The 12,483-nt window shown below is 69.6% G+C and carries 19 protein-coding genes; 14 read left to right on the forward strand and 5 right to left on the reverse strand.

Features of this window, described 5'->3' with window-relative positions; translation table 11 throughout:
- Nucleotides 1-2 precede the first annotated feature (2 nt).
- The 11 genes from WG212_RS08825 (at nt 3) to WG212_RS08875 (ending at nt 4,262) form a co-directional block, all read left to right on the forward strand.
- A complete protein-coding gene (locus tag WG212_RS08825; RefSeq protein ID WP_337186724.1) occupies nt 3-227 on the forward strand; it encodes a hypothetical protein in 225 nt (74 codons plus the stop codon).
- Entirely contained in the window at nt 227-478 is a 252-nt protein-coding gene (locus WG212_RS08830; RefSeq protein WP_337186725.1) for a hypothetical protein, read from the forward strand. The genes WG212_RS08825 and WG212_RS08830 overlap by 1 nt, the downstream gene beginning before the upstream one ends.
- On the forward strand, nt 471-710 hold the full coding sequence (locus WG212_RS08835; protein WP_337186726.1) for a hypothetical protein: 240 nt from the start codon (nt 471-473) through the stop codon (nt 708-710). Before WG212_RS08830 ends, WG212_RS08835 begins: the two co-directional genes overlap by 8 nt.
- 106 nt (nt 711-816) lie before the next feature.
- On the forward strand, nt 817-1,101 hold the full coding sequence (locus tag WG212_RS08840) for a hypothetical protein (RefSeq protein WP_337186727.1): 285 nt from the start codon (nt 817-819) through the stop codon (nt 1,099-1,101).
- A gap of 93 nt (nt 1,102-1,194) precedes the next feature.
- Nucleotides 1,195-1,476 carry a hypothetical protein gene (locus tag WG212_RS08845; RefSeq protein WP_337186728.1) on the forward strand — a complete coding sequence of 94 codons (282 nt, stop codon included), beginning with the start codon at nt 1,195-1,197 and terminating at the stop codon, nt 1,474-1,476.
- Entirely contained in the window at nt 1,473-1,853 is a 381-nt protein-coding gene (locus tag WG212_RS08850) for a hypothetical protein (RefSeq protein ID WP_337186729.1), read from the forward strand. Before WG212_RS08845 ends, WG212_RS08850 begins: the two co-directional genes overlap by 4 nt.
- 3 nt (nt 1,854-1,856) lie before the next feature.
- Nucleotides 1,857-1,997: a hypothetical protein gene (locus WG212_RS08855; RefSeq protein WP_337186730.1), complete on the forward strand. Its 141-nt coding sequence runs from the start codon at nt 1,857-1,859 to the stop codon at nt 1,995-1,997.
- The gene (locus WG212_RS08860; RefSeq protein WP_337186731.1) at nt 1,990-2,631 is read left to right on the forward strand and encodes a J domain-containing protein; all 642 of its coding nucleotides are present in this window, start codon (nt 1,990-1,992) and stop codon (nt 2,629-2,631) included. Before WG212_RS08855 ends, WG212_RS08860 begins: the two co-directional genes overlap by 8 nt.
- The gene (locus WG212_RS08865) at nt 2,628-2,930 is read left to right on the forward strand and encodes a hypothetical protein (protein ID WP_337186732.1); all 303 of its coding nucleotides are present in this window, start codon (nt 2,628-2,630) and stop codon (nt 2,928-2,930) included. The genes WG212_RS08860 and WG212_RS08865 overlap by 4 nt, the downstream gene beginning before the upstream one ends.
- 14 nt (nt 2,931-2,944) lie before the next feature.
- On the forward strand, nt 2,945-3,154 hold the full coding sequence (locus WG212_RS08870) for a hypothetical protein (RefSeq protein ID WP_337186733.1): 210 nt from the start codon (nt 2,945-2,947) through the stop codon (nt 3,152-3,154).
- Nucleotides 3,141-4,262 (forward strand): tyrosine-type recombinase/integrase, encoded by a 1,122-nt coding sequence (locus WG212_RS08875; RefSeq protein ID WP_337186734.1) that lies wholly within the window; start codon nt 3,141-3,143, stop codon nt 4,260-4,262. The genes WG212_RS08870 and WG212_RS08875 overlap by 14 nt, the downstream gene beginning before the upstream one ends.
- Nucleotides 4,263-4,516: 254 nt before the next feature.
- Here WG212_RS08875 and WG212_RS08880 read toward each other — a convergent pair whose 3' ends face one another.
- On the reverse strand, nt 4,517-4,789 hold the full coding sequence (locus WG212_RS08880) for a sel1 repeat family protein (RefSeq protein WP_337186735.1): 273 nt from the start codon (nt 4,787-4,789) through the stop codon (nt 4,517-4,519).
- Between the two features lie 225 nt (nt 4,790-5,014).
- Here WG212_RS08880 and WG212_RS08885 point away from each other — a divergent pair, with 225 nt between their 5' ends.
- The gene (locus WG212_RS08885) at nt 5,015-5,536 is read left to right on the forward strand and encodes an RcnB family protein (protein WP_337186736.1); all 522 of its coding nucleotides are present in this window, start codon (nt 5,015-5,017) and stop codon (nt 5,534-5,536) included.
- 4 nt (nt 5,537-5,540) lie between these two features.
- Here the strand turns inward: WG212_RS08885 and gatB are convergent, their stop codons facing one another.
- Nucleotides 5,541-7,040, reverse strand: coding sequence for an Asp-tRNA(Asn)/Glu-tRNA(Gln) amidotransferase subunit GatB (gene gatB / locus WG212_RS08890; protein WP_337186737.1), 1,500 nt, complete (start codon nt 7,038-7,040; stop codon nt 5,541-5,543).
- Between the two features lie 130 nt (nt 7,041-7,170).
- Here gatB and WG212_RS08895 point away from each other — a divergent pair, with 130 nt between their 5' ends.
- Nucleotides 7,171-7,488: a hypothetical protein gene (locus tag WG212_RS08895; RefSeq protein ID WP_337186738.1), complete on the forward strand. Its 318-nt coding sequence runs from the start codon at nt 7,171-7,173 to the stop codon at nt 7,486-7,488.
- A 163-nt stretch (nt 7,489-7,651) separates the two neighbouring features.
- Here WG212_RS08895 and gatA read toward each other — a convergent pair whose 3' ends face one another.
- The 3 genes from gatA to ilvD form a co-directional block, all read right to left on the reverse strand.
- Nucleotides 7,652-9,133: an Asp-tRNA(Asn)/Glu-tRNA(Gln) amidotransferase subunit GatA gene (gene gatA / locus WG212_RS08900; protein WP_337186739.1), complete on the reverse strand. Its 1,482-nt coding sequence runs from the start codon at nt 9,131-9,133 to the stop codon at nt 7,652-7,654.
- A complete protein-coding gene (gene gatC / locus WG212_RS08905; RefSeq protein WP_337186740.1) occupies nt 9,134-9,421 on the reverse strand; it encodes an Asp-tRNA(Asn)/Glu-tRNA(Gln) amidotransferase subunit GatC in 288 nt (95 codons plus the stop codon).
- A gap of 70 nt (nt 9,422-9,491) precedes the next feature.
- Nucleotides 9,492-11,222 (reverse strand): dihydroxy-acid dehydratase, encoded by a 1,731-nt coding sequence (gene ilvD / locus WG212_RS08910; RefSeq protein ID WP_337186741.1) that lies wholly within the window; start codon nt 11,220-11,222, stop codon nt 9,492-9,494.
- Nucleotides 11,223-12,069: 847 nt separating this feature from the next.
- Here ilvD and WG212_RS08915 point away from each other — a divergent pair.
- Nucleotides 12,070-12,483, forward strand: a 414-nt coding sequence (locus WG212_RS08915; RefSeq protein WP_337186742.1) for a Plug domain-containing protein, incomplete at its 3' end; no start/stop codon positions are given.

Raw genomic sequence — 12,483 nt, forward strand, 5'->3', positions numbered from 1 at the left:
CCGTGAGCGCCCTCACCGACCTCACGACCGCGCGCGACGTCCTCGAGCGCGCCCAGGCCTTCCGCACCGCGTACTGGATGACGGCCGCCGGCCGCAGCACCCACAAGCCCGAGGAGCGCGACCACCTGGTCGTCCAGTGCTTCATGGGCCAGGGGACGAAGACCGTCCGGATCGACGTCGCCGACGCCGCCCGCCTGGCCGACGTCCTGCCCGGCGGGGTGCTCTGATGGCGGTCGGCCTCACCCCCGTCCAGCTGCGGCAGCTGCACGCACTGTACAAAGCCGACGCCGTGTCGGCCGAGCGGGGCCAGCATCGGTTCCGGCTGGCCTATTGCAACGCCAACGCCCTGGCCATCCTCCAAGCCTACGGCCTGGTGGACGCCAGGGTCCGCCGGTCGACCAGCGGCTCCATGCTCACCCACTACTGGCTCACCGGCGCCGGCCTCGAGCGCCTGAAGCAGGAGCTCACCCGTGGGTAGCCCGGCCCGCCAGCTGGCCGCCCCCACCCGCGTCGCCTGGCGCGGGCCGCCGACCGTCAGGCCGCGTGGGGCCTACTACGCCCACGCCCTGCGGCCACGGCCCCTGTCGATCGCGGCCGAGCGCCGCCGCCTCGTCCATCTCCGCTGGGCCGCCGGCCAGCTGCTCGCCTTCCTCGGCGTGGCGGCCGTCTGCGGCGTGGTGGTGGCGACCGCCTGGGCGATCGTCACATGAACCCGTTTCGCGCCCTCACGCCCAACGGCTGGGCCTTCCTGGGCTTCCTCGTCCTGGTGGCCGCCGTGGCGGCCGCCGGCCTCCTGCACCTGATCGGAGCCGCGCGATGATCGGCGGCCTGAACCTCGCCATCTTGGACGATTGGGGCTTGGAGTCGCGTCAGCTGGACGAGGTCCGCGCCATGCACGCGGCCTACGGCCTGCGGCTGGCGGTCCAGCACTCGCGCGAGTCCATCGCCTGGGGCGGGTCCACCGCCAACCTCGTCACCGAGCTGCTGCGTCTGGCCCAGGTCGGGGCGGCCGCCGAGTCCATGATGCGCGCCGGCGTCGACGGCCGCGTCAGCGATCTGGTCAACGACACGGACGTCACCTGGAAGGCGGCGTTCCGATGAACCTGCCGACCTGGCTCCACAACACCCTGTGCGGCGCCCTGATCCTGGTCGGGTTCGGCCTCGCCATCCTCATCGCCCTCGACGGAGGCCCCCATGGCTGAGCTCGGGACGGAACCCGTCCGCGAGGTCCAGGTGCTGCGTCTGCAGCCCGGCGACGCGGTCTATGTCGAGACGCCGGCCGAGCTGGACGTCGACCAGGCCATGGTGATCGCCGCCGGCGTCCGCGACTGGCTGATCAAGGCGGGCCATCCGCGCGTGCCTGTCCTGCTGCTCAGCCGCGGACACCAGTTGCGGCGCATCGCCGTGGACGAGGCTCGCGCCCTGGCGGCCCAGGACGCCACCGCCCAGGTCTTCGTGATCGGGGGTGAGCCGTGACCCGCCGGCTGCGCGACAGCTACGCGCCCAAGCCCTGGGACGCCCGGCGCGACCTGGCGGCCCTCACCGACCGCATCGAACGCGAGATCGGTGGGCCCGGCCATCTCGGCGGCTTCAGCCGCGACCAGCTCACCGAGGCCATTCGCCGCGTCTGGATGATGGGGGCCGCCGTCGCCCTCAACAATGTCGAGCGCGACCGGGTCTGCCGGATCTGCGGCTGCTGGCAGCTCCAGGCCTGCTCCGAGCGCTGCTTCTGGGTGGCCCACGACCTCTGCTCCACCTGCATCCCCGTGGCCGCCCAGCGCGCCGGCGGCCCCCTCACCTGCGGCCGCTGCGCCCGCCCGGCCTCCGCGCCGCACATCTGCGAGGAGTGCTGAGGCGTGAACTTCTACGCAGCGCTCGGGCTGATCATCTTCGCCTTTCTCGCCGGCTTCTGGTCGGGGTTCGGTATCGGCGGCGACTTGATGACCCGCATGATCGACAAGGCGCGCCAGTCGCACCGCGAGCGCGCCGATGGCTGAGGCCTATCCCCTCCGCTGGCCCGAGGGATGGCCGCGCACGCCGGCGGCGCAGCTCCGCGACGGCCAGAACGTGTTCGGCAAGTTTCGCGACCGCGACGGTGGCCGGTACCGCTCGAAGGGCGCGCTCACCTTCGCCGAGGCCCGTGACAGTCTGCTAGGCGCCCTGCGCCGTGTCGGCGCGCGCGACGTGGTGATCTCGAGCAACTTCCAGCTCAACCAAGCTGGCCTGCCACGCGGCGATCGCGCCCGGCCGGGCGACCAGGCCGTCGCCGTCTACTTCAAGCGCCGCGGCCGCGACCTCGTCATGGCCCGCGACGCCTTCTGGCGCTTCGAGGAGAACGTCCGCAGCCTGGCGCTGGCCCTGGAAGCCATGGCCCAGCTCGAGCGCCACGGCGGCGACTTGATGACCGAGCGGGCCTTCACCGGCTTTGCCGCCCTGCCCCCGCCTCCCAGCTGCTGGGCCATCCTCGGCATTGAGGCGGCCGGCGCGACGCCCGACGCCGTCCAGCGCGCGTTCCGCGATCAGAGCCGCCAGGCCCATCCCGACGCCGCCGGCGGCGACGCCGAGCGCTTCAAGGCCCTCACGGCGGCCCGCGCCGACGCACTCCGCGCGCTGGGAGCGCCGGGCCGATGAGCGAGCTGGTCACGCCGACGCCGCCCGACGCGCACCTCACCGGCCTCGCGGCCCTGCAGGGCGACCTGACGACCGCGGTGGATCGCGCGATAGCCGCCGGCACGGCCCCGGCCGATGTCATCACCGCCCTTGGCCTGGTCATCGGCGACGTCCTCAACCGCATGGACGGCGGACCCGCGCCCTACCAGCTGGGCCATATGATGGTCAGGGTCATCGCCACCGGCCAGCGGGTGGCCGAGGCGAAGGCCGCCGCCGCACCGGTCAGGGTCCACGGCGAAGCCACGGTTCGTCGTCCATGACCTGGCCCCGGTTGATGACCGCCCGACGCGCCAGGCGCTACCTGGACGGCCTGGATCCGCTGGTCGACTTCGGCGTCGCGCCCGAGTTCCACCGCGGCGAGGCCTACTACGACCGCGTCCAGCTGGACCGCGCGATCGAGGGGAATCGTGCCACGAACCCGGTTCGGGAGGACGATCCCGATGCAGCACTCGCGGCCTGGGAGCAGAGCCGTGGCGCCCCTTAAGGGCGTCCACCGCGTCCGGAAGCGCAATGCGACCGGGCTGGCCGAATACTGGTACGCGTGGCGGGGCGGCCCGTGCATCCTCGCCGAGACGGCGGCGGCCGAGCGCGTGCTCGAGCTCAAGGTGGCCGCGGCCGCGGGCGAGGCCGGCCGGCGCTATTTCGAGGCGCACGAAGACCGCAAGGCCGCGCCGAAAGACACCCTCCTCGGCTGGAGCAAGGCCTGGCAGGCGAGTCCCGAGTTCAAGCTCCGGCTGAGCCCCCGCACCCAGAAGGACTATCGCCGCGCCCTCGCCGTGGTCGAGGCCGAGCTGGGCGACTTCCCCGTCGCCGCCCTGAAGGCGGACGGGTGCCGGGCCAGGCTGCTCAAATGGCGCAACGGCCATGCCGATCGCCCCCGTGAGGCCGACACCTTCGCCGGCGCACTGTCCAAGCTGCTGGCTTGGGCGCGGAGCCAGGGCCTGACGTCGGCCGACCCGATGCGCGAATGGCCCTGGATCTATCAGGTCGACCGTTCCGACATCGTCTGGAAGGCCCCCGAGCTCGAGGCCATCTGCCGAGAGGCGGGCGAGGATCTCCAGTTGGCCGTCCTGCTGGCGGCCTACTCAGGCCTGCGACAGGGCGACCTCCTCCGTCTGACATGGTCGGCGATCGGGGACGGGAAGATCATCCGGCGGACGTCCAAGAAGCGGCGCGTGGTCCACATCCCGGTCACGACGGCCCTGCAGCGCGTGCTCGACATCTGCCGGGCCCGGGCCGGCGCGCTGGACGAGACGGCTCTGGCGGCGCTGACCGTCCTCACCAAGAACGGCCGGCCCTGGAAGGCGTCGACCCTCAACAAGGAATGGCAGGCCGCCCGCGCCGCCGCAGCCGTCAAGCTCCCCGACGTCAGCGGCAAGCGCTGGCACGACCTGCGCGGAACCTTCGCCACGTCGCTGCACCGTGAAGGCTACGAGGACGAGGACGTCGACCGGATCATGGGCTGGCAGCGCGGCAGCTCCGAGCAGACCCGCGCGTCCTACGTCGCCGGCGACGTCATCGCCCACGCCGCCATCGCCCGCGCCGCAAAGCGGCAGAAACAGGCCCGCCGCAGTTTGTCGTCGGCGGCCTAAGTTTGTCGTCGGCGGCCTAAGTCGTTGTTCTTGTTAGGTGCGAAAATGGACTGGTTTACAGCTAAGAGACTGAAGCCCCTCAACTATCGTGGCTTAGCAAACCGTTGCCTTCAGCCACTCGGCCACGTCACCGGCTCGCAGGCGACCGAAGCGCCCACGGGAGGGCGGTTCTTAGCGGACGAAGACGCGTCTGCCTAGCCGGTCGGGCGCGCGGATTTCGCGCCCGGTCCGGATCGGTCACGCTTCAGGGTCCGTCAGGCCTGGGCCAGCCACTGGCGGGCCTGGCGCTGGGCTTCGGCGACCTCTTCGCTCGCCATCTCGCCGGCGAGTTCCTTGCGGTACACCTTGGCCTCGACCGAGCCGCGCATGGCGGCCAGGTTGAACAGCATGTGCGCCGAGACGTAGTCGAGCGGCGCGCCGCCCTGGCCCGTCGAATAGAGCAGGCCCATACGAAACAGTTCGTCGCCCGTCGCCTCCGGAGTCGGCAGCGGCAGGCCATCGGACTTCATGTCGATGCTCGCCAGCATGGTCTTCGTTCCCATCCGGCCGGCGAGCCCGCTTTTCGGGCCCTGTCACCAGCCTGTGAGCGAAGGAAATCGCCCTCACGCTGAACACATGGTTAAAGCCGCGGTTGTCATATTGTCAGAATGGCGCCCTGGGACACCCTGCCGCAGTTCCGGTCATGGCGTGCGCGAAACCCTCGGACTCTGTTCAGGGACAGTTCAGCCCCGGAGGCGATGATCGTCGGCGAGATGAAACGTCAGCTCCTCGTCATCGCGGCCCTGGCCGCCCTCGCCTCGACCGCGCCGCACGCGGCCTTGGCCCAGTCTCGGGACGACGACCGCGGGCGGCGCGCCGAGCGCTGGGAGCGCAGCGACAATCCGCGCGGCCAGGGTCGCGGGGCAGAGGGGAGCAGGGGCGAAGGGCGCGACAGCCGCCGCTGGGTTGATCAGGACCGCGGGCGCGAAGGCCGCGCCGAGGTCCGGCGCGACGACGACGAACGCCGCGCCCGCGTGCCCGCCCTGGGCTACGGCGACGAGCGCCGGGGCCGCACCGAGCGCTATGACAGCGGCCCGCCCGCCCGGGGCTTCGCGCCACCGGCATCGGCCCGGCGCGGCGGCTACCTGCCCGACAGCTACCGGGGCTCGGTGGTGGAGGACTACCGCCGCTACCGCCTGCGCCCTCCGCCGCAGGGCTACGCGTGGGTGCGCGTCGGCGACGGCTTCGCCCTGGTGTCCCTGGCCGACGGGCGCGTCTTCGACATGGTGCAATAGACGGTCAGAGGCCCAGCTTGGCCTTCAGAAGCTGATTCACCGCCCCCGGGTTGGCCTTGCCGCCGGTGGCCTTCATCACCTGGCCCACGAACCAGCCGATCGCCTGGGGCTTCTCCTTCACCGCCGCGGCCTGGCCGGGGTTGGCGGCGATCAGGTCGTCGACGATCTTCTCCAGCGCGCCGGTGTCGCTGACCTGTTTCAAGCCCTGAGTCTCGACGATCTCGCCGGCCGCGCCCTCGCCCGCCCACATGCGCTCGAACACGTCCTTGGCGATCTTGGAGGAAATCACCCCCTCCTCGATAAGCTGGACCAGTTCGGCGATCGCCCCGGGTTTGATCGGCGAGTCGGCGATCTCGATCCCGCCGGCCGACAGCTTGGCGGCGAGATCGTTGGTGACCCAGTTGGCGGTCAGCTTAGCGTCGCGCCCTTTCGCCGCCGCCTCGTAGAAGTCGGCCTTGGCCTGTTCGGCGATCAGGACGCCGGCGTCATAGGCCGACAGCCCATATTGCGACTGGAACCGCGCCTTCTTGGCGTCGGGCAGTTCGGGCAACCCCGCCTCGATCTTCCGGATCCACGCCGGATCCAGGACCAGAGGCAGCAGGTCGGGATCGGGGAAGTAGCGATAGTCGTGCGCTTCCTCCTTCGACCGCATGGAGCGGGTCTCACCCTTCACGGGGTCGAACAGGCGGGTTTCCTGGTCGATCGTTCCGCCCTCCTCCAGGATCTCGATCTGGCGGCGGGCTTCGTACTCGATCGCCTGCTGGATGAAGCGGAACGAGTTGACGTTCTTGATCTCGCAGCGTGTGCCCAGGTGGCTGAAGTCTCCGGACTCGCGAAACTTCTCGTAATCGCCCGGACGGCAGACCGAGACGTTCACATCGGCGCGCAGGTTGCCCTTCTCCATGTCGCCGTCGCAGGTGCCAAGATAGATCAGGATGGTCCTGAGCTTCTTGACATAGGCCGCCGCCTCCTCGGACGAGCGCATGTCGGGCCGCGACACGATCTCCATCAGCGCCGTGCCGGCGCGGTTCAGGTCGACGTAGGTGAAGTCGGGATCCTGGTCGTGCAGGCTCTTGCCAGCGTCCTGCTCGAGGTGCAGCCGCTCGATGCGCACGGTGAAGGCCGAGCCGTCGTCGCGCTCGACGGTGACCTCGCCCTCGCCCACGATCGGGTCCTTGAACTGGCTGATCTGGTAGCCCTGGGGCAGGTCGGGATAGAAATAGTTCTTCCGGTCGAACCGCGACCATTCGTTGATCCTGGCCTTCAGGCCCAGGCCGGTGCGGATCGCCTGCTCCACGCAGTGGCGGTTGATGACGGGCAGCATGCCGGGCATGGCCGCATCCACCAGGCTGACCTGGGCGTTGGGGCCGGCGCCGAAGCCGACGGCGGCGCCCGAGAACAGCTTGGCGTTCGACGCCACCTGGGCGTGGACCTCGAGGCCCAGGACGATTTCCCACGGACCGGTCCGGCCCTGGATCACCTTTGCGTTCGTCACGTCGTTCATGCCGCCGGTACTAGCGCCGCCCGCGCCGGACGGGAAGCGGGCGCAGAAGCCCTCTTGCGCAAAGGCCGGGAATTGGAGTCAAAGTTCGGCGCGTCTTAACGGCGTCAAGACCGGGGAAAAAGGAACACCCATGAAGACCATCGCCCTCGCCGCCGCCCTCGCCCTGGCCGCGGTCTCCGCGCCGGCGCTCGCCCAGGCCCAGGACCATGCCCACCACGGCGCCGCCACGGCGCCCGCCGCCGACAAGCTCTCGGTCGAGACCACGACGATCGGTGACATCATCAAGAACGAGAAGGCCAAGGCCGCGCTCGAAAAGGCCCTGCCCGAGATCCCGCAGTTCTACGACCAGATCGCCACCATGACGCTCAGCCAGGTGGCGCCTATGAGCCAGGGCGCCATCGACGACGCCAAGCTCAAGGAAATCCAGGCGGAGTTCGACAAGCTCTGATCCGACTGTTCCTCCCCCGAAGGTCGCCTTCGGGGGAGGTGGATCGCGCCGCCGGCGCGAGACGGAGGGGGCGCAAGGCCGCCCCTCCGCCTCCAGGGGCCTGACGCCCCCTCCACCACTTCGTGGTCCCCCTCCCCCGCTTCGCAGGGGAGGAGCGTTCACATCACCACCACTTCTGCGGCTTCGCCCGGAAGTCTGCGGCCTTCTCGATCGCCGATCCCAGGGCGAAGAGCGTGCCCTCGTCGAGATTGCGGCCGATGAGCTGGAGCCCGAGCGGAAGACCCTGGGCGTCCAGGCCGGCCGGCACGCTCATCCCCGGAAGGCCGGCGAGGTTCACCGTCACCGTGAAGATGTCGTTGAGGTACATCGCCACCGGGTCGTCCGACTTCTGGCCCAGCGCGAAGGCCGCCGACGGCGCCGTCGGGGTCAGCAGGGCGTCCACCGTCTCCCAGGCCCGGTCGAAGTCGTCGGCGATGCGGCGGCGGACCTTCAGCGCCTTCAGGTAGTAGGCGTCGTAGTAGCCGGCCGACAGCACATAGGTTCCGATCAGGATGCGGCGCTTGACCTCGGCGCCGAAGCCCTCGGCGCGGGTCTTCTCGTAGGTCTCGGTGAGGTTGGCGCCGTCGACGCGCAGGCCGTAGCGCATCCCATCGTAGCGGGCGAGGTTCGACGACGCCTCGGCCGGGGCCACGATGTAGTAGGCCGGGAGCGCATATTTCGTGTGCGGCAGGCTGACCTCGACGATCTCGCAGCCGGCGTCCCGGAGCCAGGCGATCCCCTGCTCCCACAGCGCCTCGATCTCGGGGGGCATGCCGTCGACGCGGTACTCCTTCGGGATGCCCACCCGCAGCCCCTTGACCGACTTGCCGCAGAAGCTGGGGAAATCCGGCACGTCCGTCGGAAGGCTGGTGGAATCCTTCGGGTCGTGGCCGGACATGGACTTCAGCAGGATGGCGGCGTCCTCGACCGAGCGGGCCATCGGGCCAGCCTGGTCCAGCGACGAGGCGAAGGCCACGATCCCCCAGCGCGAGCAGCGGCCGTAGGTGGGCTTGATCCCGACCGTGCCGGTGAAGGCCGCGGGCTGGCGGATCGAGCCGCCGGTGTCGGTGGCCGTGGCGCCCAGGCACAGGTCGGCGGCGACCGCCGCGGCCGAGCCGCCCGACGAGCCGCCGGGGGTCAGGTCGGCGGCGCCGCCGCGCGCCCGCCACGGGTTCACGACCGGCCCCCAGGCCGACGTCTCGTTGGACGAGCCCATGGCGAATTCGTCCATGTTGAGCTTGCCTAGCATCACCGCCCCGTCCCGCCACAGGTTGGTGGTGACGGTGGACTCGTAGGTGGGCTTGAAGCCGCGCAGGATCTTCGAGGCGGCGGTGGAGTCCACGCCTTCGGTGCAGAACAGGTCCTTGATCCCCAGCGGAGCCCCATCCAGCGGGGCGGCGTCGCCGGACGCCCGGCGGGCGTCGGAGGCGCGGGCCATCTCCAGGGCGCGATCCGGCGTCTCGACCACATAGGCGTTCAGCGCGCGCGCGCCTTCGATCGCCTCGAGATGGGCCCGGGTGATCTCCTCGGACGAGAACGACCGGTTCGCCAGTCCGTCCAGCGCGGACTTGAGGGTGAGCCCGGTCAGGGTGGAGTCCTTCGCCATCTATTCCACCACCTTCGGCACCACGAAGAAGTCCTTCGCCGACCTGGGCGCGTTGGACAGCACGCGCCGGGGATCGCCGCCGTCGGTGACGACGTCCTCGCGCATCGGCAGGGTCACGGCCTCGGTCGAGGCCATCGGCTCGACGCCGTCGGTGTCGACCTCGTTCAGCTGCTCGATCCAGCTCAGGATGCCGCTCAGCTCCCGGGCCAGCGGCTCCAGCCGGTCTTCAGGCTCGGCGATGCGCGCCAGCCTCGCGACCTTCCTCACGGTCGCGACGTCGATGGCCATGACCATCCTCCTCGAAACAGAGGGCGTGGGTTAGCCGCGCCCCCCTGCCCGCGCAAGGGGGCCGACGGATTCAGAGGTCGGCGTAGACGTGCGTCTCGGCCGCTGCGCCGGGGTGGGTCGTGGCGCCCAGGTGCGCCGGCCCCACCGCCTGGGCGAACTTCCACACGGCGCCGCTCTGGTAGTTGGTCCGGCGCGGCTTCCATTCGGCCTTGCGGCGCTCCAGTTCGGCAGCGTCGACCTCCAGGTCGATCGTCCCGGCGTCGGCGTCGATGGCGATGATGTCCCCGTCGCGGACGAGGGCGATCGGGCCGCCCTCCTGGGCCTCGGGGCCGACGTGGCCGATGCAGAGGCCACGGGTGGCGCCCGAGAAGCGGCCATCGGTGATGAGCGCGATGTTCTCGACGCCCTGCCCCTTGATCGCGGCGGTCGTGGACAGCATCTCGCGCATGCCGGGACCGCCCTTGGGCCCCTCGTAACGGATGACCAGCACGTCGCCTTCCTTGTAGTCGCGGGCCTCGACCGCAGCGAAACAGGCCTCCTCGCCTTCGAAGACGCGGGCCGGGCCACGGTGCTTGACGTGGTTGAGGCCCGCCACCTTCACGATCGCGCCGTCGGGCGCCAGCGACCCCCAGAGGCCGACGACGCCGCCGGTCGGCGTGAACGGGTTCGAGACGGGCCGGATCACGTCCTGGTCGCCGTTCCAGACCACGCCTTCCAGGTTCTCACGGATCGTCTTCCCCGTGACGGTCATGCAGTCGCCGTGGATCAGTCCGGCGTCCAGCAGGGTGCGCAGCAGCATGGGCACACCGCCCGCCTCGCCCATCTTCTTGGCCGGATACTTCCCGCCCGGCATCAGGTCGGTGAGGTACGGCGTCCTCTTCATGATCTCGGCGACGTCGCGCAGCGTGAAGCTGATCCCGCACTCGTGCGCCATGGCCGGCAGGTGCAGGCCGCCGTTGGTGGAACCGCCGGTGGCCGCAACGACGACAGCGGCGTTCTCGAACGCCTCGCGCGTGCAGATGTCGCGCGGGCGGATGTTTCGCTCCAGCAGCGCCATGACCGCTTCGCCCGTCGCCTCGGCGTACTGGTCGCGGTGCAGGTACGCCGCCGGCAGCGCGGACGACAGCGGCAGCGCCAGGCCGATGGCCTCGGACACACAGGCCATGGTGTTGGCCGTGTATTGGCCGCCACAGGCCCCGTCGCCCGGGCAGGCGTGCTGTTCGAGGTCACACAGATCTTCCAGGCTCATCGTGCCGGCGGAGTGCTGTCCGACCGCCTCGAACATGTCCTGGACTGTGACGTCGCGGCCCCGCCAGGAGCCCGGGAGGATCGAGCCGCCGTAGATGAACGCACTCGGCACATTCAGGCGCAGCATCGCCATCATCATGCCCGGAAGGCTCTTGTCGCAGCCGGCGACGCCGATCAGGGCGTCGTAGGCATGGCCGCGCATGGTCAGCTCCACCGAGTCGGCGATCACCTCGCGGCTGACCAGCGAGCTGCGCATGCCCTCATGGCCCATGGCGATGCCGTCCGTGACCGTAATGGTGCAGAACTCGCGCGGCGTGCCGCCCGCCCGCTTCACACCTTCGGCGGCGGCGTGGGCCTGACGCATCAGGGCGGTATTGCAGGGCGCCGCCTCGTTCCAGCACGATGCCACGCCCACGAAGGGTTGGGCGATCTCCCGCGAGCCCAGTCCCATGGCGTAGTAGTACGACCGGTGCGGGGCTCGGGCGGGCCCTTCGGTCGTATGGCGGCTCGGCAGCCGGGCCTTGTCCCAGGATCCGTCGGGCTTCCGGTGCATGGGTCATTCGCCTCCGCGGTTTTGCGCGGCCCTCTCTAAGGGCGGCGGGCCGCCGACGAAAGAGGCGTCCGAAAAATCAACTTCAGGGCGAATTTTCGGGAGCGCAACCCGGATTGCTGCATTGCAGATAACGCCGGTCTTCAAACTCACGCCGCCCTTTATTGCGTAAGGCGTCCATTTGTTTCGCAATTGCGAAATATCCGGATTGTGCGGCTCAAATACGTCAATCAAATAAAAAAAGGGCGCGCATTTCGCGCGCCCATAGGTTGTCATTGGGATGAACAAAGTCAGAAACCAGCAGATAGTCCCTCATTTCCTTCAAATTTACAAGTCTTCAGGAGAATCCTACTTTTGCATAACGGCCACACTAACTGAGTCTAATTAACTTATCGGCGTTCATATTCGGCAATTGCGTTGACGTCGATCAGCACCTGCTTCAGCCTTCCAAGGCAGGCGCAGGGAATAGCGCCGTCATCGAAGCTGCGGGGAGGCACTTCAGATGGGGTTGAGGCATCAGTTGCTGGCGGCCAGCGCCTCGCTGGCCGCCCTGATCGGCGCATCCGACCAGGCTAATCGGCCCAGGCGTAGATATCCGCGAACACCCTCGCGGAGTTGGTCGTGACCGCGGAGGGGCGCGAAGAGCGTGGGCAGGATGGGCCCGTGGCGACCTCCGCCCAAGCCATCGGCATCCTCTCGGCCCCGCCGACCGGGACGCCGTATGCCGAGATGCGCGTCACCTGCGACAAATCCGTTCGATCGTCGAAGGCGTGGGCCCCAAGGGCCGGCGCCGTTCCAAATTTCACAAGAGGGCGCACCAAAGCGCCGCGCTGCTGGGAGGTCTCATAATATGAAGTTGAAAGCGTTTCTGTTCGCCTCGGGCGCATTGGCCGCGGCTGTCGCCGGCTCGGCCCACGCCCAAAGCGGCTTCACCATCGAGGAACTGGTCGTCACCGCTGAAAAGCGCGAGCAGAGCCTGCAGGACGTGCCGGTGGCCATCTCGGCGTTCACCAGCAAGCAGCGCGACATGGTGGGCATCAGCACGGTCCAGGACCTGACGAACTTCACCCCGGGCTTCGTCTACCAGTCGTCGAACGACCGCTCGAGCATGCGGGGCATCGGTCGCCTGACCAACGTGCACGCGGTGGACGGGGCGGTGTCGATCTACATCGACGGCCTGTTCACGACCTCGACGGTGCTGGCCGGCGGCCCGCCGCTGGACGTGGAGCGGGTCGAGATCCTGCGCGGGCCCCAGGGCACGCTC

This window comes from Phenylobacterium sp. (assembly GCF_037189685.1).
In the GTDB taxonomy this organism is placed as follows: domain Bacteria; phylum Pseudomonadota; class Alphaproteobacteria; order Caulobacterales; family Caulobacteraceae; genus Phenylobacterium.

Excerpts from the sequence above, each read along its gene's own strand:
- WG212_RS08830 (WP_337186725.1), top strand. The coding sequence starts at position 227 with ATGGCGGTCGGCCTCACCCCCGTCCAGCTGCGGCAGCTGCACGCACTG.
- WG212_RS08840 (WP_337186727.1), top strand. The coding sequence starts at position 817 with ATGATCGGCGGCCTGAACCTCGCCATCTTGGACGATTGGGGCTTGGAG.
- WG212_RS08845 (WP_337186728.1), top strand. The coding sequence starts at position 1,195 with ATGGCTGAGCTCGGGACGGAACCCGTCCGCGAGGTCCAGGTGCTGCGT.
- WG212_RS08860 (WP_337186731.1), top strand. The coding sequence starts at position 1,990 with ATGGCTGAGGCCTATCCCCTCCGCTGGCCCGAGGGATGGCCGCGCACG.
- WG212_RS08865 (WP_337186732.1), top strand. The coding sequence starts at position 2,628 with ATGAGCGAGCTGGTCACGCCGACGCCGCCCGACGCGCACCTCACCGGC.
- WG212_RS08870 (WP_337186733.1), top strand. The coding sequence starts at position 2,945 with ATGACCGCCCGACGCGCCAGGCGCTACCTGGACGGCCTGGATCCGCTG.
- WG212_RS08880 (WP_337186735.1), bottom strand. The coding sequence starts at position 4,789 with ATGCTGGCGAGCATCGACATGAAGTCCGATGGCCTGCCGCTGCCGACT.
- WG212_RS08885 (WP_337186736.1), top strand. The coding sequence starts at position 5,015 with ATGAAACGTCAGCTCCTCGTCATCGCGGCCCTGGCCGCCCTCGCCTCG.
- gatB (WP_337186737.1), bottom strand. The coding sequence starts at position 7,040 with ATGAACGACGTGACGAACGCAAAGGTGATCCAGGGCCGGACCGGTCCG.
- WG212_RS08895 (WP_337186738.1), top strand. The coding sequence starts at position 7,171 with ATGAAGACCATCGCCCTCGCCGCCGCCCTCGCCCTGGCCGCGGTCTCC.
- gatA (WP_337186739.1), bottom strand. The coding sequence starts at position 9,133 with ATGGCGAAGGACTCCACCCTGACCGGGCTCACCCTCAAGTCCGCGCTG.
- gatC (WP_337186740.1), bottom strand. The coding sequence starts at position 9,421 with ATGGCCATCGACGTCGCGACCGTGAGGAAGGTCGCGAGGCTGGCGCGC.
- ilvD (WP_337186741.1), bottom strand. The coding sequence starts at position 11,222 with ATGCACCGGAAGCCCGACGGATCCTGGGACAAGGCCCGGCTGCCGAGC.